Annotated in this window: 20 protein-coding genes; 8 read left to right on the plus strand and 12 right to left on the minus strand. The window is 62.1% G+C overall.

What is annotated here, in order from left to right:
• Position 1: 1 nt before the first annotated feature.
• On the minus strand, positions 2-982 hold the full coding sequence (locus tag FUU19_RS23300) for a GlxA family transcriptional regulator (RefSeq protein WP_141969263.1): 981 nt from the start codon (positions 980-982) through the stop codon (positions 2-4).
• A 115-nt stretch (positions 983-1097) separates the two neighbouring features.
• Here FUU19_RS23300 and FUU19_RS23305 point away from each other — a divergent pair, with 115 nt between their 5' ends.
• Positions 1098-1739: an HD domain-containing protein gene (locus FUU19_RS23305; RefSeq protein ID WP_197833905.1), complete on the plus strand. Its 642-nt coding sequence runs from the start codon at positions 1098-1100 to the stop codon at positions 1737-1739.
• Between the two features lie 357 nt (positions 1740-2096).
• Positions 2097-2978: a nucleoside-specific channel-forming protein Tsx gene (locus FUU19_RS23310; protein WP_070914894.1), complete on the plus strand. Its 882-nt coding sequence runs from the start codon at positions 2097-2099 to the stop codon at positions 2976-2978.
• A 54-nt stretch (positions 2979-3032) separates the two neighbouring features.
• On the opposite strand, the gene FUU19_RS23315 is transcribed toward FUU19_RS23310, so the two are convergent.
• Complete coding sequence (locus FUU19_RS23315) at positions 3033-3212, minus strand: hypothetical protein (RefSeq protein ID WP_025160261.1); 180 nt, start codon at positions 3210-3212, stop codon at positions 3033-3035.
• A gap of 441 nt (positions 3213-3653) precedes the next feature.
• Here FUU19_RS23315 and FUU19_RS23320 point away from each other — a divergent pair, with 441 nt between their 5' ends.
• Together FUU19_RS23320 and FUU19_RS23325 are read left to right on the plus strand one after the other, a co-directional pair.
• Positions 3654-4127: an anti-virulence regulator CigR family protein gene (locus FUU19_RS23320; protein ID WP_197833904.1), complete on the plus strand. Its 474-nt coding sequence runs from the start codon at positions 3654-3656 to the stop codon at positions 4125-4127.
• A 114-nt stretch (positions 4128-4241) separates the two neighbouring features.
• The gene (locus FUU19_RS23325; RefSeq protein ID WP_230490484.1) at positions 4242-4772 is read left to right on the plus strand and encodes a chorismate mutase; all 531 of its coding nucleotides are present in this window, start codon (positions 4242-4244) and stop codon (positions 4770-4772) included.
• A gap of 3 nt (positions 4773-4775) precedes the next feature.
• Here FUU19_RS23325 and FUU19_RS23330 read toward each other — a convergent pair whose 3' ends face one another.
• From FUU19_RS23330 to hutC, 4 genes are all read right to left on the minus strand, one after another.
• Positions 4776-6311 carry a serine hydrolase domain-containing protein gene (locus FUU19_RS23330; RefSeq protein WP_141969255.1) on the minus strand — a complete coding sequence of 512 codons (1536 nt, stop codon included), beginning with the start codon at positions 6309-6311 and terminating at the stop codon, positions 4776-4778.
• 245 nt (positions 6312-6556) lie between these two features.
• Positions 6557-7360: an N-formylglutamate deformylase gene (gene hutG, locus FUU19_RS23335; protein ID WP_230490485.1), complete on the minus strand. Its 804-nt coding sequence runs from the start codon at positions 7358-7360 to the stop codon at positions 6557-6559.
• A complete protein-coding gene (hutI, locus tag FUU19_RS23340; protein ID WP_230507389.1) occupies positions 7357-8586 on the minus strand; it encodes an imidazolonepropionase in 1230 nt (409 codons plus the stop codon). The genes hutG and hutI overlap by 4 nt, the downstream gene beginning before the upstream one ends.
• A gap of 157 nt (positions 8587-8743) precedes the next feature.
• The gene (gene hutC, locus FUU19_RS23345; protein ID WP_025302564.1) at positions 8744-9499 is read right to left on the minus strand and encodes a histidine utilization transcriptional repressor HutC; all 756 of its coding nucleotides are present in this window, start codon (positions 9497-9499) and stop codon (positions 8744-8746) included.
• A 180-nt stretch (positions 9500-9679) separates the two neighbouring features.
• Here hutC and FUU19_RS23350 point away from each other — a divergent pair, with 180 nt between their 5' ends.
• From FUU19_RS23350 to FUU19_RS23360, 3 genes are all read left to right on the plus strand, one after another.
• On the plus strand, positions 9680-11050 hold the full coding sequence (locus tag FUU19_RS23350; protein ID WP_049200374.1) for a formimidoylglutamate deiminase: 1371 nt from the start codon (positions 9680-9682) through the stop codon (positions 11048-11050).
• Complete coding sequence (locus FUU19_RS23355) at positions 11050-11613, plus strand: HutD/Ves family protein (RefSeq protein ID WP_230490486.1); 564 nt, start codon at positions 11050-11052, stop codon at positions 11611-11613. The genes FUU19_RS23350 and FUU19_RS23355 overlap by 1 nt, the downstream gene beginning before the upstream one ends.
• Positions 11614-11685: 72 nt before the next feature.
• Positions 11686-12687 carry a LacI family DNA-binding transcriptional regulator gene (locus FUU19_RS23360; protein WP_141969245.1) on the plus strand — a complete coding sequence of 334 codons (1002 nt, stop codon included), beginning with the start codon at positions 11686-11688 and terminating at the stop codon, positions 12685-12687.
• Between the two features lie 41 nt (positions 12688-12728).
• Here the strand turns inward: FUU19_RS23360 and FUU19_RS23365 are convergent, their stop codons facing one another.
• From FUU19_RS23365 to FUU19_RS23385, 5 genes are all read right to left on the minus strand, one after another.
• On the minus strand, positions 12729-14171 hold the full coding sequence (locus FUU19_RS23365; protein ID WP_230490487.1) for a glycoside hydrolase family 32 protein: 1443 nt from the start codon (positions 14169-14171) through the stop codon (positions 12729-12731).
• Positions 14168-15427: an MFS transporter gene (locus FUU19_RS23370; RefSeq protein ID WP_230490488.1), complete on the minus strand. Its 1260-nt coding sequence runs from the start codon at positions 15425-15427 to the stop codon at positions 14168-14170. Before FUU19_RS23370 ends, FUU19_RS23365 begins: the two co-directional genes overlap by 4 nt.
• A gap of 168 nt (positions 15428-15595) precedes the next feature.
• Complete coding sequence (locus tag FUU19_RS23375) at positions 15596-16900, minus strand: MFS transporter (RefSeq protein ID WP_141969239.1); 1305 nt, start codon at positions 16898-16900, stop codon at positions 15596-15598.
• A 90-nt stretch (positions 16901-16990) separates the two neighbouring features.
• Positions 16991-17377, minus strand: coding sequence for a GFA family protein (locus tag FUU19_RS23380; RefSeq protein ID WP_141969237.1), 387 nt, complete (start codon positions 17375-17377; stop codon positions 16991-16993).
• 84 nt (positions 17378-17461) lie between these two features.
• Entirely contained in the window at positions 17462-18160 is a 699-nt protein-coding gene (locus FUU19_RS23385; protein ID WP_230490489.1) for a DAPG hydrolase family protein, read from the minus strand.
• Positions 18161-18253: 93 nt separating this feature from the next.
• Here FUU19_RS23385 and FUU19_RS23390 point away from each other — a divergent pair, with 93 nt between their 5' ends.
• Entirely contained in the window at positions 18254-18898 is a 645-nt protein-coding gene (locus tag FUU19_RS23390) for a TetR/AcrR family transcriptional regulator (protein WP_202669378.1), read from the plus strand.
• 46 nt (positions 18899-18944) lie between these two features.
• Here FUU19_RS23390 and pckA read toward each other — a convergent pair.
• A partial coding sequence (pckA, locus tag FUU19_RS23395; protein WP_230507398.1) for a phosphoenolpyruvate carboxykinase (ATP) occupies positions 18945-19968 on the minus strand: 1024 nt, incomplete at its 5' end.

The following is a 19968-nucleotide window of genomic DNA, read 5'->3' on the forward strand; positions in this document are numbered from 1 at the left end:
CTCAGCCTTTGCGCCGCAGTTGTTTACTGAGAAACATTTTACGATAGTCCGCCGGCGTTACCCCCAGCCGGCGGATAAATGCCCGCCGCATCAGCTCCGTACTGGAAAACCCACAATGTGCCGCCACCTGTTTTGGCGCCAATACGCCTTGTTCCAATAGCCTGCGCGCTTCGGCGATGCGGGCTTCCTCGAGCCATTTAGCGGGAGAGGTGCCGACCTCGTTGCTGAACAGCCTGCTGAAATGCCGCGGGGTGACGCCGGCGCGTTCCGCCAGGCTGGCGACGTTGTGTGGCAACCCGATATTGTCGATCGCCCAGCGTTGCACTTCCTGCAGCATTGAGCGCCCGGCCAGGGTCGCCTGTTCCCGATAGCTGAATTGCATCTGCCCGCCGGGACGGCGGAAAAACATCACCAGCTGGGCCGCGACTCGCTGTGCGATCTCACGCCCTAAATCGTCTTCCACCATCATCAGCGCCAGATCCAGCCCTGAGGTCACGCCAGCGGCAGTCTGCAGGCGCCCATCGCGCACATAAATGGCGTCTTTATCCACCGAGACCTGGGGATAGCGGCGAGACAATTGGTCGGCCACCGCCCAGTGGGTGGTAATTTGCCGCCCATCCAGCAGGCCGGCCTCCGCCAGCAGAAAAGCGCCGCTGCACACCGAGCCGTAGCGGCGGGCGCGGGGTACCACTCTGCGTAGCCAGTCCAGCGTGCGCGTTTCGCTTTGGCCGTCGGCGATACCCGGTGCGCCGGCGATGAGCAACGTGTCGATCGCCTGTTCACGCCATTGAGTGATGGCGAGATCCGGTACGAGTTTGACGCCGGATGAGGACACGATCGGTGCCAGCGTCTTTCCGACTACCTGCAGATGATAGGCCGTATAGCCGGCTTGCAGATTGGCCTCGGCGAAAACATCCAGCGGGCCGGAAACGTCCAGCAGCTGCACCTGTGGCACGGCGAGAATAACGATGGTTTTACTCATGGCATGCGATATCCCGATGAATGGGGGATGTCCTTAATCGTTTATTAATGATGATTGAGGACATTCAGTGTAACGCCTAATCTGACCGGGTTCCAGACAACGGGAGAATAGAATTATGAGTTTAACCCTCAACGGCATCTGCGTGCCCGATAGCGCGATGGCGCGCCAGGCGACTGAGTTAGTGCGCGACACCGAATCGGAGCTGCTGTTTCACCACTCCAGCCGGGTGTATTACTGGGCGGCGCTGGCCGGGCGGCAGCGCAAGCTGGCTTACGATCCTGAACTGCTGTACGTCGGCTGTCTGTTCCACGATATGGGACTGACGCACGATCATTGCAGCTGCGACAAACGTTTCGAAGTGGACGGCGCCGATGCAGCGGCCGAGTTTTTACGCGAGCATGGGGTTAGCCGTCAGGATATCGATCGGGTATGGACGGCGATCGCGTTACACACCACGCCGGGGATCCCGGAATACATGCACCCGCTGATTGCGCTGGTGACGGCGGGGGTAGAGATGGATGTGCTGGGGATCAATTACCAGGGCTATGACTCGGCGCTGCGAGAGCAGGTAGTGGCGATGCATCCCCGTGGGGAAAACTTCAAGGAAGCGATTATCCAGGCATTTTACGACGGGATTCGACATAAGCCGGACAGTACCTTCGGCAACGTCAAAGCGGACGTGCTGGCGGATAAGGAACCGAGCTTTGTTCGCGGTAATTTTTGCAGCCTCATTCGTCGTTCGATGTGGCCAGCGTGATCGGCTGCTGCTTCTCTCTCGCCGGCGAGTTTTCGCCGGCATTTCCCCGCTTGAATGCTGTACTCCTCTCCATTGCCGGTTGATGACAGTTGGCTCAAAAATTGCGCTAAAAATCGATGTGCATGACTAAAATCACAGCGAATGTGAATTTGCATGAAACATAATTTGACAAATGTGAACGCAATCGATTACCTATTCGCGAAATGCGTAACTGGATCACAGATTCTTACAGTCAGTGGTTTCTATAATGCGCGCGTCATCCGAGTTTCTGTGTGAAGACAACGCCAGGTGTCGGCAGACTCATTGTCATCTTTTCTAAACGGGCAGGAAATGGCCCTTTAAGCATGTGGTAATAAAATGAAAAAAATAGCTCTCGCAGCAGGTGTACTGCTCGCAGCGTCTTACAGTGCATCATCAATGGCTGATAGCAAAGACAGTCAATATGTCTCCGACTGGTGGCACCAGAGCGTCAACGTGGTGGGCAGCTACCACACCCGCTTCGGGCCGCAACTGAATAACGACGTGTATCTCGAATACGAAGCCTTCGCCAAGAAAGACTGGTTCGATTTCTACGGCTACGTTGACGTGCCGAAGTTCTTCGGCGTGGGCAACACCCCGGATCGCGGCATCTGGGACAAAGGTTCCCCAATGTTTATGGAGATCGAACCGCGTTTCTCCATCGACAAGCTGACCGGCACCGATCTGAGCTTCGGTCCGTTCAAAGAGTGGTACTTCGCCAACAACTACATTTATGATCTGGGCCACAACGCCGACGGCCGTCAGAACACCTGGTACATGGGTCTGGGCACCGATATCGACACCGGCCTGCCGATGAGCCTGTCGATGAACATCTATGCCAAATACCAGTGGGAAAACTACCAGGCTGCCAACGAGAACAGCTGGGACGGTTACCGCTTCAAGGTGAAATACTTCGTGCCGTTGACCCAGGTGTGGGGCGGCAACCTGAGCTACATCGGCTTCACCAACTTCGACTTTGGTTCCGATCTGGGCAAGGACAGCCATTGGGTTGACGGCACCGGCAAACAGGTGCGCACCGGCAACTCGATCGCCTCCAGCCATATTTTGGCGCTGAACTACGATCACTGGCACTATTCTTTCGTGGCGCGTTATTTCCATAACGGCGGCCAGTGGCAGGATGGCGCGGATATCGGCACCCCGCAGGGCCCGATCAAGTCTACCGGCTGGGGTTATTACCTCGTGGTTGGCTATAACTTCTGATTTTCCGTGCTATCAGAAACAGAAAACCCCGCTTGGCGGGGTTTTTTTTCGTCATCACTGGGCTTGTTCGACCGGGAGATGCTTCACCGGCATAAACAGCCTGCCTTTGATCACGTGACATTCATTATTTATCCAACTAATGATTTGTTCACGGCTGACGCCTTCCGACTGCGCGTAACGATGAAGATCGCCGTTAAAGTGTCGAGTGATGTATTCCATGAGGGTCATTTGCACGTCTTTTGCTCCTGAACGCCCACCCGTTGCCAGCCTGGCCACCGCGGGAGGTTGAGGTTTCTCAGACAGCGAATGTAAATTATCGGCAACTAAATCTCAACATAAAGCACCCGGTTAGGGCGACTTCGGCGGGAAAAAGAATCCCGCACGGAGAGGCGGGAAGTGTTCGCTATTATCATTATGGATGATAAGAATAAGATTTGAGGTGCGACGAAAAAGAGCATGCTAACTCTTTTTTGTTACCTTCCCACGCTAGCGCAAGGCTTATTTTTCTTCAAGAAAAATCTGAGGTAAGTATCGGCATTTTCGAGGTGTTTTGCGTTAAAACAAGATTTTGGCGCGTCTGCCGTCACGCGCGCCATCATCTCGGAGTTTTCCTTATACTTCGTCTGGGAAAGGCCCGCTATAGTCAATAGCGTCACCCACGCAGGAATACACAACATGAGCAAACGTCGTACGACCCTCACGGTGTTGGCGCTGATCGCGTCGCTGGGGTTGTCATCCGCTCCGGCTCTGGCTGATAAGGGCGGCAACGGTAATGGCCATGGTAACAGCGGTAACCATGGTAATAACGGCAATCACGGTAACAAAGGCAATAAAGACCCTTATGATAGCGGCGTTTATCGCAACGACGACAATCTGATCACCGTCAACCTCTCGCGCGATCGCGCCCGTTCGCTGGCGCATAACTATGGCCTGACCGGCTACCGTTCGCTGCCGCCGGGCATCGCCAAGAATCTGGCGCGCGGTAAACCGCTGCCGCCGGGCATCGCCAAAAAAATGGTGCCGCGCTCTATGCTGCGTGAGCTGCCGCAGTACCCGGGGTATGAGTGGCGTATTGCCGGTGACGATCTGGTGCTGGTCGCACTCAGCACCGCGATTGTGGCCTCCGTCATCAACGGCGTGTTCGACTAACGCCTGTCGAGCGTTATCGGGCCTCGCTGTGGCGGGGCCTTTTTATTTGCCAGCGCGGGGCGGACGTGGTGAACTTCAGGCCTGACGTTTTCACTGCATCATAAGGGTGGTGCCATGTTCAGGGCGTTATTGATAGCCTGTTGTTTGACCAGTTTTCCGGCGTTGGCGGACGGCGCCGCCGCCCTCGGCGAGCGGGTGAACCAACGGCTGTCGTTGATGAAAGACGTTGCCGGCTACAAGGCCCAGCAGCATTTGCCGATCGAAGACCTGGCGCAGGAGGCGAAGGTGTTGGCCAGCGCGCAGGCGGAGGCGGGGCGTTTGGGGCTTGATCCGGCGTCGGTGCGGCCTTTTATCGCCGCGCAGATGGACGCCGCCAAGGCGATTCAGTATCGCTATCGCGCAGACTGGTTGGCGAGCCCGGAATCCGGTTGGCAGCCGCGCCCGTTGGCGCAGGTGCGCCTGCAGATTGCGCGGTTGAGCAGCCAGATATTGCAACAGCTGGCGGAGCGGCTGCGCGCCGGCCCGTTCGGCGAGGCGGATCGGGCGGCGTTTATGGCATCTGTCGATCAAGTGAATCTTAGCGCCGCCGACAAACGGCGGCTGGCGGATGCGCTGCTGGCGGTCAAAACCGGAAGCGCACGCTGAGCGTCAGTCGCGGCCGACGGTGCTGCGGCGGAAGGTCAGCATCCGGCTGCGGTTGGCGATGAGATCCACGTTGTAACCGCGGAAATAGAGGCAAAAGCGTTTTAACCACGGGCCGTCCTGGCACTCCACCAGCATGCGGCCCTGGCCGAGCGGGCTGAGTGTGCCGGTCTGCGCCGCCGGGCCGACGCCGATATGCACCCGATCGCCGCGAATTTCAAAGGCGGTGCGGTAGTGCGGGTGATACCACAATCCCTGCACATGCTTCAGGCAGTCGCCGTTGGCCGTGACCGGCAGAAAACGGCGCGCCACATGCCCGACTTCGCCCTCGACCGCTTCGCCGGTCCACTTCAATTTGATTGGCATATGGGCGGACAGCGACACCGCGTAGCCGTCCTCGCCCTGATACAGCGGCTCACCGCTGCCCAGATAGGCCAGGTTGCCGTCTTTGACCTCCAGCCAGTGTGGCTCGGCCAGCGTGGCGTAAAGGCCGTCGGGGATCGCCGTGCTGCGCTGCGGCAAAGGTTCGCCGAGCAGCGCCGCCATGACCTGCAAAGCCATCCCGAAACTGTCACAGTCTTCGCGGTTGGCCACCAGCGCAACGCCGACCTGGCGATCGGGCGCCAGCAGGAAATAGGTTTTGTAACCGGCGTGGGAACCGCCGTGGCCGAGCAAGCGGCGGCGGCCCAGCGGCGTCTGCGCCAGCCCTAGGCCATAGGCGCTGAGCTGGCCCTGATTGAGGCGGCGCGGGGCGCCGAGTTGCGTCAGCACGCCCTGGCCCGGGCCCTCGTCGGCCAGCAGCGTTTGCAGCCAGCGAGTGAGGGCGTTGAGGCTGCCGGTCAGGCTGCCGGAGGCGGAAAGGTGCAGACCGGCGCTGGCGTGTTGCCAGCCCTGCGGCGCACGCCAGTAACCCGGCACCAACCCCGGCACCACGTCGAACCAGCTTTCCGGTGCTTGCATCTGCACCTGCAGCGGCCGGGCGATGTGCTGTTGCACCAGTTGGTCGAAATCATACCCTTTGCTGCGCAGCGCGGCCTCCAGCAGCCGATAGCCGGTATTGCTGTAGGCGATCTCGCTGCCGGCTTCGTAGTTCAATCTTTCCAGCCCCTCGACAAACTGCATGACCGGCTGCGCCTCGCTGACGGCATGCAGCGAGATGCCGAGCAGGCCGAGCGTCTCGCGCACGTCAGGCAGGCCGCCGGTCATGTCCAGCGCCTGGCCGACGGTGACGTCCGCCAGCGCAGGCTGCAGGGCGGGCAGCAGTTCGCCCAGGCGCTGATCGAGCCGAATGGCGCGGCCGGTGGCCTTCAGCGCCAGCGCGGCGAAGATGTGCTTGGTCACGGAGGCGTAGCGCACCACGCTGTCGGCGGTGAAGGGGGTATTCTGCGCCAGGTCGGCCAGGCCGGCGCTGGCGGTGGCGCGGAGTTGTTCGGCGTCAAACAGGGTAATGGCGCCGCCGGGTTCGCCACGCCGCTGCCAGCCTGCCAGCAATTGTTCGGCGAGGGCGCCGGCAGCGCGCCAGTTTAACGGTGTTACAGACATAGGGCCTCCAGAGTGATGGTTCGAAACGGGCCAGCTCGGCCACACGCCGCCCGGCGCTGACGATGAGCGCGGGCTTTTCGGCTGATTGTGGCGCAGTGCGTTTTTCGTCGGCCGCTGTTTTGTGCGCTGTTTAGACCAGTCAGTGGGGAATCACGCGAAACTTTGATATAGCGCGCAGATTGCGGCTGACGTTACGGCTAAAGGCAAGGGGAGAAACAGGCGCCCGGCGGCGCCTGTAGAGGGGATCAGTTGAGTCTGGCGGCGCCGTCCAACAGGCCTTCAATCATCTGCTTGAGCAGGCGCTGCAGCGAGGCGGCGCGCTGCGGTTCGAACGCGTAAGGATATTGTTCGGACATGTAGTTCACCTGCGCCAGTTCGAGCTGGATCGCATGCTGTTGCTGCTGCGGCAGCCCGTAGGCGCGGGTGATGTAACCGCCCTTGAAGCGGCCGTTCAGCACGTGGGTGTACTGCTGTTGCTGCTCGCAGCAGGCGACCAGCCGATCGCTCAGCGCCTGGGCGCAGCTTTCACCGCCGTTGGTGCCGAGGTTGAGATCCGGCAGCTTGCCGTCGAACAGCCGCGGGATCACCGAGGCGATGGAGTGCGCGTCGAACAGCAGCGCATAGCCGTGCCGCGCCTTGAGGCGCGCCAGCTCGTCCTGCAGCTGCTGATGATAAGGCTGCCAAATCTGCTGCAGATAACCGGCGCGTTCTGCGTCCGTCGGCGCTTTGCCCGGCAGGAAGCTTGGGCGGCCGTCGAACAGCACGTCGGGATACAGGCCGGTGGTGGCGGTGGTGTACAGCGGCTTGTCGTCCGCCGGGCGATTCAGATCGATGACGAAGCGCGAATAGTTGCCGACCAGTACGCTGGCGCCCATCGCCCGGGCGAAGTCGTACAGCTGTGGAATGTGCCAGTCGGTATCGGGCAGCGGGCGGGCATCGTCGGTCAGCCCGGCCTCGACAGCCGTCGTCAGTTGCGTGCCGGCGTGTGGGATGCTGATCAGCAGCGGCAGGCTGCCGGTCTGGAAGCTAAAAGGATCGCGAATGGTCATTGACGTACTTCTCCTCGGAAAATCACCGTACAGGGCAGCTGGCCGCCCAACCAATAAGCCAGTTCCGCCGGCCGCGACAGCGGCCAGTGAACAAAGTCCGCCACCTTGCCGGTTTCCAGCGTGCCGTGGCTGTGTTGCAGCCCCAGCGCTTTGGCGGCGTGGGTGGTGACACCCGCCAGCGCTTCTTCCGGCGTCAGGCGGAACAGCGTGCAGGCCATGTTGATCATCAGACGCAGCGACAGCGCCGGCGAGGTGCCGGGGTTGGCGTCGCTGGCGATCGCCATCGCCACGTGGTGCTTGCGGAACAGCTCCACCGGCGGGCACTGGGTTTCGCGCAGCAGGTAGTAGGCGCCGGGCAGCAGCACCGCCACGGTGCCGGCGTCGCCCATGGCGCGGGCATCTTGTTCGGTGGCGTATTCGAGATGGTCGGCGGAGAGCGCGTGATGGCGCGCCGCCAGCGTGCTGCCGCCGAGGGCGGAGAGCTGCTCGGCGTGCAGTTTGACCGGCAGACCGGCGGCCTCGGCGGCGGCGAAGACCCGCTCCACCTGCGCCGGTGAGAACGCCAGATGCTCGCAGAAGGCGTCAACCGCATCCGCCAGGCCGGCGGCCGCCGCCTGCGGGATGGGATGCATGGTGTCGCAGACCAGAGTGATGTAGTCGTCGGCGCGGTTGGCGTATTCCGGCGGCAGCGCATGGGCCGCCAGACAGGTGGTTTTCACCTCGACCGGCAGCAGCTCGCCCAACTTGCGCGCCACGCGCAGCATTTTCAGTTCGCTCTCCGGGCTGAGACCGTAACCGGATTTGATCTCCACGCAGGTGACGCCTTCCGCCAGCAGTGGCCGCAGGCGGAACAGCGCCTGCTCCAGCAGCAGCGCTTCGTCGGCCTCGCGGGTGGCTTTCACGGTGGAAATGATGCCGCCGCCCTGCGCGGCGATGTCGGCGTAGCTTACGCCGTTCAGCCGCTGTTCGAACTCGCCGCTGCGGTTGCCGCCGAACACCAGGTGCGTGTGGCAATCAACAAAGCCGGGGGTGATGATGCCGCCGTTGAATTTCACCGTTTCGTCCGCGATCAGGCCGGGAGGCAGCGCCGCATGTTCGCCAATCCAGACGATCTTGCCATCGCGCACGGCGATCGCGCCGTCGGTCAGGGTGTGATAGTTGCCGTCGCGCATGGTGACGATATCGGCGCCGTGCCACAGGCTGTCACAGTGAATCTCAGACGTCATTGCTTTCCTCCGCCGGAGCCGCAGCTCCCACATGGTTGTATATACAATTAAAAACAACCTAACGCATTCACCGGGATGTCACAAGAGGCGGGAGAGATTTTGTTATCAGGATGTGATCGACAGCGGAGATGCGGGCGCAGGGCGCGCCCGCCGGGGATCAGACTTCGCTGGTGAAGCGGCCGAACAGTTGATAACGGCTGCCGGGGTACAGCAGCCGGGCCGAGGTCACCACGGTTTTGCCGGACCAGGTGCGGCGGTGGATCAGCAGGCCGGGTTCGTGGTCTTCCAGCTGCAGCAGCTCGCTTTCGCGCCGGGTGGGGATCACCGCTTCGACGATGTGTTCGCCGGCGGTCAGCGGCGCGGCCTGCGTCAGATAGGTGTAAGGCGTGACGCGGTCGAAATCCTGCTTCAGGTAATCCGGCGCCACCAGCGGGTTGACGCAGCGGTCTTCCACCTGCACCGGCACGTCATTTTCGTAATGCACGATCTGCGAGTAGAACAGCCGTTGGCCGGGTTGAATGCCCAGCGCCGTCGCCTCTTCCTCGCTGGCCGGGCGGGCCTTCAGCTCGAGGATCTTGCTGCTGTGGCGATGACCGCGCGCGGCGATCTCATCGGCGATGTTGTGCACTTCCAGCAGCGCGGTATGCGCCTTGGCTTCGGCGACGAAGGTACCGACGCCCTGCATGCGGATCAAAAAACCTTCGCTGGTCAGCTCGCGCAGCGCGCGGTTGATGGTCATGCGGCTGACGCCCAGTTCCGCCACCAGTTCACTTTCGGAGGGCACGCGCTGGTGCGGTTGCCAATGCCCCGCACGAATTTGATTCACGATCGCCTGTTTGACCCGTTGGTAGATCGGGGCGGGGGCATCGCTCATTGCAGCCGCCAGTTGTAACACGGTCTGTTGTTCAGCCACGACGTTAACCTCGTCAAATAAAAAAATAATAACACCAGTTTACTGTTGATGTCGGCGTATGTATATGTATATACAACTAGTGGCCGTCGCGCCAGAAACTTGCCGGCGACCGCCAAAAATTCCTGAATGCGCGCCATCGCCGCGCCTCATTCGCCGTTACATCAACCGTGGAATACTGCCATGCCTGCTTATTTTGCCCCACGCGCTTTGCTCCCTGAGGGCTGGGCGCATAACGTCCGGCTGGACGTCGATGCGCAAGGTTATCTGACTCAAGTTACCGCCGACGCTGAACCGCAAGGCTGCATCCGGCTGCACGGCGACGCGGTGCCGGGCATGCCGAACCTGCACTCCCACGCTTTCCAGCGCGCGATGGCCGGGCTGGCGGAAGTGGCGGGCAATCCGCAGGACAGCTTCTGGACCTGGCGCGATCTGATGTACCGTCTGGTGCAGCGCCTGACGCCGGAGCAGGTGGAAGTGGTCGCCCGTCAACTGTATATCGAAATGCTCAAGGGCGGATACACCCAGGTGGCCGAATTCCACTACCTGCATCACGACGCCGACGGTAAGCCTTACGCCGATCGCGGTGAAATGACCGGCCGGCTCAGCGAGGCCGCGCATCAGGCCGGCATCGGCATGACGATGCTGCCGGTGCTGTACAGCTACGCCGGTTTCGGCGCGCAGCCGGCGCAGCCGGGGCAGAAACGTTTTATCCAGGATACCGAAAGCTATCTGCACCAGCAGCAGGTGATTGCCCGCCAGCTGGCGGATCGTCCGTTGCAGAATCAGGGGCTGTGCTTCCATTCGCTGCGTGCGGTGGAGCTGGGCCAGATGCAGCAGATTTTGGCCGCGTCGGATCGCACTTTGCCGGTGCATATTCATATCGCCGAGCAGCAAAAAGAGGTGAACGACTGCCTGGCGTGGAGCGGGCAGCGCCCGGTGGCCTGGCTGTATGACCATCTGCCGGTCGATCAGCGCTGGTGCCTGGTGCATGCCACCCACCTGGATCGCGATGAGCTGGAAGCGCTGGCGCGCAGCCGCGCGGTGGCCGGCCTGTGCCTGACCACCGAAGCCAACCTCGGCGACGGCATTTTCCCCGGCGACGCTTACCTGCAGCAGCAGGGACGCTGGGGCATCGGTTCCGACAGCCACGTTTCGCTCAACGTGGTGGAAGAGCTGCGCTGGTTCGAATACGGCCAGCGGCTGCGCGATCAGCGTCGCAATCGCCTGACGACGCCGGAACAGTCGGCGGTGGGCGACGTGCTGTACCTGCAGGCGCTGCAGGGCGGCGCGCAGGCGTGCGGCGCGCCGATCGGCCGATTGCAAAGCGGCTATCGCGCCGACTGGCTGGTGCTGGACGGCGACGACCCGTATCTGGCGGCGGCGCCGGACGCCTCGATCCTCAACCGCTGGCTGTTCGCCGGCGGCAAAGAGCAAATTCGCGACGTGTTCGTCGGCGGCCGGCAGGTGATCGAGCAGGGGCGGCACGCGCTGCAGCAGCAGAGCAGCGCCGAGTTCCTGCAGGTGCTGAAAACCTTTCAGCAGGAGGCGTAATGAGCCTGACCCGTTTTAGCTTCGCCGCGCTGCCGGTTAGCCCGTGGCGCAACGGCGGTGGGGAAACCCGTGAAATCGTCAGCTGGCCGCCGGGCGCGCAGGATTTTGACTGGCGCGCCAGCATTGCCACCATCGCGCAGGACGGGCCGTTTTCCGCCTTTACGGGCATTGACCGCTCGATAACCTTACTGGAAGGCGACGGCGTGCGGCTGTTCAGCGCCGGGCATATCGACCATCAATTGGATCGCGTCGGGGAACCGTTCGCGTTCTCCGGCGACGTGGCGCTGGAAGCGACGCTGCTGGGCGGCGCCAGTCAGGATTTCAACATCATGACGCGCCGCGGCCGGCAGGCGGCCGAGGTGCGGCGCAGTACCGCGCCCGTCACCCTGTCCCCCAACCAGGCGGTCGTGCTGTATGTGCTGAGCGGGGTCTGGTCGCTGCCGGGGGGCGGCGAACTGCGGGCGCGCGAGGGCGTCTGGTGGGTGGCGCAGGCGGCGGGTGGTGAAGTGGCGCCGCTGACGGCCGACGGTGCTCTCCTGTGGGCGAACATCACAGCCTGCTAACGCAGAGTAGAGTCCTACGCCCGGTTATGGGATTATTCACTTTTTCCCATTAATCATCATAAAGAAGGGCGCATGGCTTCGCTGAAAGACGTCGCAAAACTTGCCGGAGTCTCGCTGATGACGGTGTCCCGCGCCATCAATGAACCCGGCAAGCTGAGGCTGGAAACCTACCGCCGCGTCAAACAGGCTATCGACCAGTTGGGTTACGTGCCGGATCTGTCGGCGCGGCGTATTCGCGGTGACGGAAATCGCGTGCAGACGCTCGGCGTGCTGGCGCTGGACACCGCCACGACGCCATTCTCGGTGGAAATGATCCTGTCGATTGAGAAAACCGCGCGCGAGCGAGGCTGGAACAGCTTCGTCGTCAACCTGTTTGCCGACGACAACGCCGAACAGACCGTCGATCTGCTGCTGGCGCATCGTCCGGATGGGGTGATCTTCACCACGATGGGGCTGCGTGAGGTGACATTGCCGGCCAAACTGTTGGACAAAAAGCTGGTGCTGGCCAACTGCGTCAGCCCGGCGCATTCGATCGCCAGCTACATTCCTGATGACGAGCAAGGGCAGTATGACGCCACGCGCGCGCTGATCGCCAAAGGCTATCGCGCGCCGCTGTGCATTCATTTACCGGCGGATACGCTGGCGGCGGGCCTGCGCCGTCGCGGTCTGGAACGCGCCTGGCGCGAAGCGGGGCGCGATGTTGAACAGCTGCGGCAGTATCATCTCGATCTGAGCGGCGGCGACCAAAGCTATCGCGACTGCGTCGTGCTGCTGGAGCGGCATTTCTCTGCAGGAAGGCGCGATTGCGATGTCGTGGTGTGCGGGAACGATCGGATAGCTTTTCTGGTGTATCAGGTATTGCTGGCGCAAGGATGGCGGATACCGCAACAGGTGGCGGTGCTGGGTTACGACAATATGGTCGGCACCGGCGAACTGTTCCTGCCGGCATTGACGACGGTGCAGTTGCCGCATTACGAGCTGGGCCGCCTTGCGGCGCTGCATGTGATTGAGCAGCGGGAGCAGCGTGAGACGGTGAAAGTGCCGTGCCCGCTGTTGGAGCGTGGTTCGCTGTAAGCGCACCGGGTGCGTCGTTGCGCGCCCGGTGCTCATTCCCATTATCCCCAGAGGCTTGCCAACTGCCATCCCGTGATGGGCTCGAACTGAGCCCGGCCGCCTTCGGCGAACAGGCTGAGGCGGCGATCGCCCGCCGTCGGATAAATTCGGCTGGTCAGGCAGGCCTGCCCCTGATTGACGAAGATCTCCAGCGATGAGCGGTCAATGAAGATCCGCAGCGACAGGCTGTCACCTTCTGGCAGCGGCACGCTGCGGCAGGTGCACAGGGCGCGGTTTTCATGAAAACGTTCCAGCACCAGCCGGTGCGCCTGATTGTCGACGAACAGCCGCGCCGCACTCCCGATGGCCAGCCCGTAGCGCTCGGCGTCGTTGTCGGTCGGTCTCAACGTCAGGGTGAGTTCCTGCAGGTCGTCCGCCAGCGGCAGATGCTGATTGGTCAGCGTCTGTGCCAAAAAGGTGTGCGATTCTCGGCGCAGCGCCGTCAGTTCACGCGCCGGGTCCATGCGGACGCTGCCGTCGGCGGCCAGCGTCAGCTCACGCGGCAGGGTGAGGGCACCGGCCCAACGGTGCGCTTTGCTGGGCATTGGGGATTCCCACATATCCATCCAGGCAAACAGCAGCCGACGGCCGTCGGCGGCGGTGAAGGTCTGCGGCGCATAGAAATCGTGGCCGGCATCCAGTTCGCAGAAGGGTTGGGTCACCCTAAAGTCGCTGTCAGGCCGCCAGTGGCCGAGCAGATAGCCGCTCTGGAAGCGATTGCGGTAGCGGTAGCCCTGTGCCGCCAGCCCCTGCGGTGAGAACAACAACAGGTGTTGTTCCCCCAGCGGGAAGAAATCCGGGCATTCCCACATATACCCTTGATGCGCCGCCTGCGCACCGGCCAGCACCCGGTCGAAGCGCCAGGCGCGCAGGTCTGCAGAACGGTACAGGCGCACCTGGCCCAGGCCGTTTTCTTTGGCACCGACCACCAGCCACCATTCGCCGTTCTCGCGCCAGACTTTCGGATCGCGGAAATGCTGAATGCCGTCCGGCGCGGCCAGTACCGATCCGTGCTTGACGAAGCGTATGCCGTCTTCGCTGGTGGCCAGACATTGCACTTCCCGCACCTGGCTGTCGTCGCCGGGCTCGCCCAGCCACACGTGGCCGGTATAAATCAGCGTCAGCACGCCGTTGTCATCCACGGCGCAGCCGGAAAAGCAACCGTCTTTGTCATAGGGCGCATCGGGCGCCAGGGCGATAGGCTGGTGCTGCCAGCGGATCAGATCGCGGCTGGTCGCGTGCCCCCAGTGCATGGGGCCCCAGTGCTCGCTATAGGGGTGATGCTGGAAGAAGGCATGATAGACGCCGTCAATACAGATCAGGCCGTTGGGATCGTTGATCCAGCCGGCGGGCGGCGCGAGATGGAACTGCGGGTAGTATTCGTCTTGGCGCTCTGCGCGCAGGGCTTCGACCGCATGGTCGGCTTGAGCTAAGGCAGTGTTCATTGGACAGACTCGCTTGATTTAATGGCGGATTGAAAGGGGGCTGCGCTGGCGGAACGTTCGCCGCGCAGCAGGAAACAGGAGACAAGCGTCGTAGCGGCGACCGCGCACCCCATCAGCAGATAGGTGTCGGCAAAGCCGATGCGGTCATAACCGTAGCCCGCCAGCGGCGACAGGAAGCTGGCCATCACCTGGGTGATGAACTGAAAGCCCACCAGGTAAAGCGTTGAGGAGAGGCGACTGTCGAAGCGGCTGGCGATGTATTTGAAGATAGCGATCAGCAGGATCGGCAACTCTATGGCGTGCAGCAGTTTCATGGCGGAGATCATCAATGCGCCGCTGACCAAGCCTGAGCCGAACATGCGCAGCGCCATCACGCCACCGGCCAGCAACAGCCCCTGTTTGGCGCCGATGCGGTTCACCAGCAGCGGCGCCAGGAACATGCCGCCGGCTTCGAGGAAGACCTGCAGCGAGTTGAGGAAGCCGTACATCTCGTTGCCCTGTTCGCGAGAAGCGAACTGCGAGGCGAAGTAGACCGAAAATTGCTGATCGAAAACGTTGTATACGCTGATACCGAGCACAAACACCACCAGCGCCCAGAAGCCCGGCATACGCAGCAGCGCCAGCGCATCCTGCAGCCGCAGATTTTCCGGTTTGCCGAACGCCAGGCCGGCCATGGCGTTCGGCTTCAGCTCGCGCACCTGGCTGAGCAGCAACAGGAATACCACGGCGGCGGCGGAGGCCAGCCAGAAATTGATGTTCGGATCGATATTGAAGATAAAACCGGCCAAAAAGGTGGCGCTGGCCCAGCCGAGCGATCCCCACATGCGGGCGCGGCCGAATTCGAAACCGCTGATGCGGCTGACTCGCTCGGTATAAGATTCCAGCGCGCCGATGCCGGCGAAGAAGGTGGCGCCGATAAATACCCCGCCGACCAGCGCGCCGAGCGGCAGGCTGCTGGCCAGCAGCGGGGCGTAAATGTAGATAAAGAATGGGCCGGTCAGCAGCAGCATCACGCCGAGAAACTGCAGCAGGTGCTTGCGCAGCCCAAGCTTGTCCTGAATAAACCCGTACAGCGGCTGTGCGCACAGCGCCACCAACGAGATAGCGGAGAAGATCAGGCCAGTCTCGGCGCCTTTCAGGCCGATCTTCTGATTCAGCCACAGCGAGATCAGCGAAAAGCTGGAAGACCAGGTGAAGAAAAAGAAGAACAGCAGGCCGCTGAGCAGCACGTAATATTTTTTAGTTTCGCGGTTCATGGGTAGGGCCCCGGTGAGTGAAGTTAGCTCCATTGTTAACGTTAACTCGTAAGGGGGTGAAGCTGGCAGATATCACGCGTGCGATGTTAATCACAAAAGTTAACGTTAACATTCGTGCCTTGTGATCGAGGTCACGAGTTGGCAAGGGGGCGATGTGCCCCCGGAGGATCAACGTTCGTTCAGCGAGCGCAGATGGTCGTCGCGGCGCAGCGTCATCAGTGCAAACAGGCTGACCACCGAGGTGGCGACCACGTAATAGGCGGGAATGTCGATGTTACCGGTCTGTTTGATGAGGCCGGTGATAATCAGCCCGGCCGAGCCGGAAAACACCGCATTGGACAGTGAGTAAGCCAGCCCCAAGCCGGTATAGCGCACCCGGGTCGGGAACATCTCCGCCAGCATCGCCGGGCCGGGACCGGCCAGCAGGCCGACCACGGCACCGGCGATCATGACCGCCAGCCCTTTGGCCCACAGTGAACTCTGTGCATCCTGCAACAGGTGCAGCAGTGGGAAAGTGAACAGGATCACCGCCGTCACCGCCGTCAGCATCACCGTTTTACGCCCCAGTTTGTCGCTGATCATACCCGCCGGCAGAATGGTCAGGGCGAAGCCGACGTTAGCCAGCACCGTCGCCACCAGCGCCTGCTGGAAGGTGGCGTGCAATGAGGTTTGCAAATAGGAAGGCATCACCACCAGGAAGGTATAGCCGGCGGCCGACCAGCCCATCATGCGGCCGATGCCGATCAGAATGGTTTTCACCACGCCGCTCAGCTTCGCTTCCGGCGGCGCGGCGGCGTGTTCCGCATGTTGCTGCGCCTGGGTGAACGTGGGCGTCTCTTCGAGCTTGAGCCGCAGCCACAGCGCCACGGCGCCCATCGGCAGCGCCAGCAGGAAGGGAATACGCCAGCCCCAGTCATGCAGCTGCTGCGCGCTGAGCAGTGCGGCCAGCAGCGCCACCAGCCCAGCGCCGGCCAGCAGGCCGAGCGCGACGGTCAGCGACTGCCAGGCGCCGAACAGCCCACGCTTCCCCTTCGGGGCGAACTCGGTCATCAGCGACACGGCGCCGCCGAATTCACCGCCGGCGAACAGCCCCTGAAACATGCGCAGCAGCGTCAGCAGCAGCGGGGCGGCGACGCCGATCGAGGCATAGGTCGGCATGACGCCGATCAGCGAGGTGGCCAGCGTCATCAACAGCAGAACCGCAATCAGCGTCGGGCGACGGCCGATGCGATCGCCGATGCGGCCGAAGATCACCGCGCCGATCGGCCGACAGAAAAACGCCAGCGCGAAGGCGGCGTAGGTGAGGATCAGGCTGGTGACTTCATTTTCACCCTGCAGCGTGAAAAAATTGGCGGCGATAACGGTGGCCAGGAACCCGTACACCCCGAACTCATACCATTCGATAAAGTTGCCGACCGAGCCGGCCAGCAACGCCTGACGCGAGCGACGCGCGTCGAGAGTCTGTTGATTCATCCCCGTTCCCATACTTTTGAATTATTGTTCGTCAGTTCTAAATTTATACGACAAAACAATCAATTGATTTCAGCGGGAACTGTGAGGCGCTCAGCGCATGCCGTCGATATGCCACCATTCGGGGCAAACATCGGCGAACGCATGTGAGGTCGGGCGCAGCTCCGGCAGATCGGCCCGATCGAAGCTGCCGGTGGTCAACGCCACCGTCGGCTCGTCGTCGACCGCCCCCAGCGTGCTGCCGCAGCGCGGGCAAAAGGCGCGGCTGGAATAGGGTGAAGAACGGTAGAGTGTGGGCATGCCGCCCGGGCCGTTCCACTCGACGGCCTGACGCGGAAATTCGACCCAGCAGAGCGTCGGCGCACCGGAGTGGCGGCGGCAAAAGTCGCAGGAACAGCTGTGCGGATTGCCAGGCAGGCCGCGTGCCTGAAAGCGAATATGTCCGCACAGACAGCCACCGCTATAGCAGGAATTTTCCATGATGTCTCCGTCATGAGCGCAGGGGAAAACGATGAAAATCACTATAGCGATATCGCGAAAAAATAACAGGTCCTCGCTGACGCACTACCAGAGCAACGGCGCCGGTTCGCGGCCGTTTTCGGCGTAGTACAGCGACGGCAGGAACTGCGCCAGATAGCTGAATTCGTTGTAGCAGTGGCGCATCAGGTTAAACCCGATGTCGTCCGACAGCTCGTCGTGGGCGTTGGCGCAGGCTTTACCCAGCAGGAAGCGGCTGCGCAGCACGCAGCCATAGGGCGTATCGCGCACCAGATGCAGCATCTCGCCGTCGCAGGGATTGCCGTTGTCATCCAGCGCCACCTGGTCGCCGAAGCCGATGCGCGCGCAAACCGCGGCGGAGAGCGCCTGCGCGTCACGCGCCTGGCGCAGCGGCTGCGGCGAGAAGAAGTCCTCGGCGGCGTGAAACTTGAGGCGTGCCGCGACCGGCGGCAGCTCCGCCAACCACTCGACCGCTTCGATGCTGGCGCCGACGTAGCTTTCCCCTTTTTTCCAGTGGCGATCCCAGCCGCGGTGTTCGACGTGATCGTGCGGGTGCCACCAGTTGATATGCTGAGTCGTTTCGAAGAAGGTGAACCACCAGTCCAGCATGCGCCCTTTGCAGCCGTGCAGGTCGGTACGAACCGCGACGGTCAGCAGGCCGTCGGCGCTGCGGCTCAGCCCCATCTCCAGCCGCAGCGGTTCGGGCCTGAGCAACTCGTTGATATCGTTAACGCCCCACGGCGCCAGCAGGGAAGGATGTGTCATAATGGGTTCCTTTTTTATTTTGGAAACGAACAATGTTTCCAAAATAAAGCTATGCCGGTATGCTGAGTCTGTCAACGCTTATGAGGAATAAATATGGCGAACCCGAATGAAGAACCGCTGCGCGCTCGCGGCCGGCCGGCCACGCCGGAAACGGCGCTGCGCGCTGCGCTGGTTCAGGCGACGCTGGCGCTGCTGCTCGACGGTGGCTATGCCGCGGCGACGGTGGATGCGGTGGCGAAACGCGCCGGGGTGGCTAAAAAAACCCTGTATCGGTTTGCCGCCAATCGCGACGAGCTGGTGGCGCAGGCGGTGAGCGGCTGGACCGAGGCGTTTCAGCCGGCCTTCGCCCAGGATGCCGGGCAGCGGGCGGCGGTTGCGCCACTGTTGGAAAAAGGGCTGCAGGCCATCGCGCAGCAGGTGTTGAGTGCGGAAGCGGTAGGCATGTTCCGGCTGCTGCAAAGTGAGTTTCCGGGGCGCGAGGGGATGCTGGAGAGCTACCAGCGCAACGGCATTCAGCGCGGCCGCGCGACGGTGGCGGACTGGCTGCAGCGCCAGCAGCAGTCCGGGTGGCTGCGTGAGCGCGACTGGGCGCAAACCAGCGACCTGCTGTTGGCGATGACCATCGCCGAACCGCTGCGGCAGATGACGCTGGGGCTGTTGCCGCCGGGTAGCGCGATCGACGAGCGCATCGCGGCGGCGGTGGCGCTGGTGATGCCGGGATTGTTGGGGGAGGTGTGAAAACGAAAAAGGGCCGACGAATCGGCCCTTGAACTGTGGGATGCCGTTACCGTTTAGGCCCGGCGTTCACCAGTTTTTCGCCCGCCGGGGTGACGGTATATTTGGCGAAGTTATCGATAAAGCGCTGCGCCAGATCCTGCGCCTTCTCCTGCCACAGCGATTCGTCGGCGTAGGTTTTGCGCGGATCGAGAATCGACGGATCGACGCCCGGCAGCGCGGTCGGCACTGCCAGCCCGAAGATCGGCAGCGTGAAGGTCTCGGCCTGCTCAATGTCGCCATTCAGAATGGCGTCGATAATGCCGCGCGTATCTTTGATAGAAATACGTTTGCCGCTGCCGTTCCAGCCGGTGTTGACCAGGTAAGCCTGGGCGCCGGCGGCCTGCATGCGTTTCACCAGCACTTCGGCGTACTGCGTCGGGTGCAGCGAGAGGAACGCGGCGCCGAAGCAGGCGGAGAAGGTCGGCGTCGGCGCGGTGATGCCGCGCTCGGTGCCGGCCAGCTTGGCGGTGAAGCCGGACAGGAAGTGGTACTGGGTTTGCTCAGGCGTCAGGCGCGATACCGGCGGCAGTACGCCGAAGGCGTCGGCGGTCAGGAAGATGATCTTGCGCGCATGGCCGGCTTTGGACACCGGTTTGACGATGTTCTCGATGTGATAAATCGGATAGGAGACGCGGGTGTTCTCGGTTTTGCTGGCGTCGTCGAAGTCGATGCTGCCGTCGGCCAGCACGGTGACGTTTTCCAGCAGCGCATCGCGGCGGATCGCCTGATAGATTTCCGGCTCCGCCTGTGGCGACAGCTTGATGGTCTTGGCGTAGCAGCCGCCTTCGAAGTTGAACACGCCGTCGTCGTCCCAGCCGTGCTCGTCATCGCCGATCAGCTGGCGTTTCGGATCGGTGGAGAGGGTGGTTTTGCCGGTTCCGGACAGCCCGAAGAACACCGCTACGTCGCCTTGCTCGCCGACGTTGGCTGAGCAGTGCATCGAGGCGATACCCTTCAGCGGCAGCAGGTAGTTCATGATCGAGAACAGGCCTTTCTTCATCTCGCCGCCGTACCAGGTGCCGCCGATCAGC

Source organism: Serratia montpellierensis (assembly GCF_020858655.1).
GTDB classification, from domain to species: domain Bacteria; phylum Pseudomonadota; class Gammaproteobacteria; order Enterobacterales; family Enterobacteriaceae; genus Serratia; species Serratia montpellierensis.

Excerpts from the sequence above, each read along its gene's own strand:
- FUU19_RS23325 (WP_230490484.1), top strand. The coding sequence starts at position 4,242 with ATGTTCAGGGCGTTATTGATAGCCTGTTGTTTGACCAGTTTTCCGGCG.
- FUU19_RS23380 (WP_141969237.1), bottom strand. The coding sequence starts at position 17,377 with ATGGAAAATTCCTGCTATAGCGGTGGCTGTCTGTGCGGACATATTCGC.
- FUU19_RS23365 (WP_230490487.1), bottom strand. The coding sequence starts at position 14,171 with ATGAACACTGCCTTAGCTCAAGCCGACCATGCGGTCGAAGCCCTGCGC.
- FUU19_RS23390 (WP_202669378.1), top strand. The coding sequence starts at position 18,254 with ATGGCGAACCCGAATGAAGAACCGCTGCGCGCTCGCGGCCGGCCGGCC.
- FUU19_RS23385 (WP_230490489.1), bottom strand. The coding sequence starts at position 18,160 with ATGACACATCCTTCCCTGCTGGCGCCGTGGGGCGTTAACGATATCAAC.
- hutG (WP_230490485.1), bottom strand. The coding sequence starts at position 7,360 with ATGACCATTCGCGATCCTTTTAGCTTCCAGACCGGCAGCCTGCCGCTG.
- FUU19_RS23350 (WP_049200374.1), top strand. The coding sequence starts at position 9,680 with ATGCCTGCTTATTTTGCCCCACGCGCTTTGCTCCCTGAGGGCTGGGCG.
- FUU19_RS23320 (WP_197833904.1), top strand. The coding sequence starts at position 3,654 with ATGAGCAAACGTCGTACGACCCTCACGGTGTTGGCGCTGATCGCGTCG.
- FUU19_RS23370 (WP_230490488.1), bottom strand. The coding sequence starts at position 15,427 with ATGAACCGCGAAACTAAAAAATATTACGTGCTGCTCAGCGGCCTGCTG.
- FUU19_RS23300 (WP_141969263.1), bottom strand. The coding sequence starts at position 982 with ATGAGTAAAACCATCGTTATTCTCGCCGTGCCACAGGTGCAGCTGCTG.
- FUU19_RS23310 (WP_070914894.1), top strand. The coding sequence starts at position 2,097 with ATGAAAAAAATAGCTCTCGCAGCAGGTGTACTGCTCGCAGCGTCTTAC.
- hutI (WP_230507389.1), bottom strand. The coding sequence starts at position 8,586 with ATGACGTCTGAGATTCACTGTGACAGCCTGTGGCACGGCGCCGATATC.
- FUU19_RS23330 (WP_141969255.1), bottom strand. The coding sequence starts at position 6,311 with ATGTCTGTAACACCGTTAAACTGGCGCGCTGCCGGCGCCCTCGCCGAA.
- FUU19_RS23305 (WP_197833905.1), top strand. The coding sequence starts at position 1,098 with ATGAGTTTAACCCTCAACGGCATCTGCGTGCCCGATAGCGCGATGGCG.
- FUU19_RS23355 (WP_230490486.1), top strand. The coding sequence starts at position 11,050 with ATGAGCCTGACCCGTTTTAGCTTCGCCGCGCTGCCGGTTAGCCCGTGG.
- FUU19_RS23360 (WP_141969245.1), top strand. The coding sequence starts at position 11,686 with ATGGCTTCGCTGAAAGACGTCGCAAAACTTGCCGGAGTCTCGCTGATG.
- FUU19_RS23375 (WP_141969239.1), bottom strand. The coding sequence starts at position 16,900 with ATGAATCAACAGACTCTCGACGCGCGTCGCTCGCGTCAGGCGTTGCTG.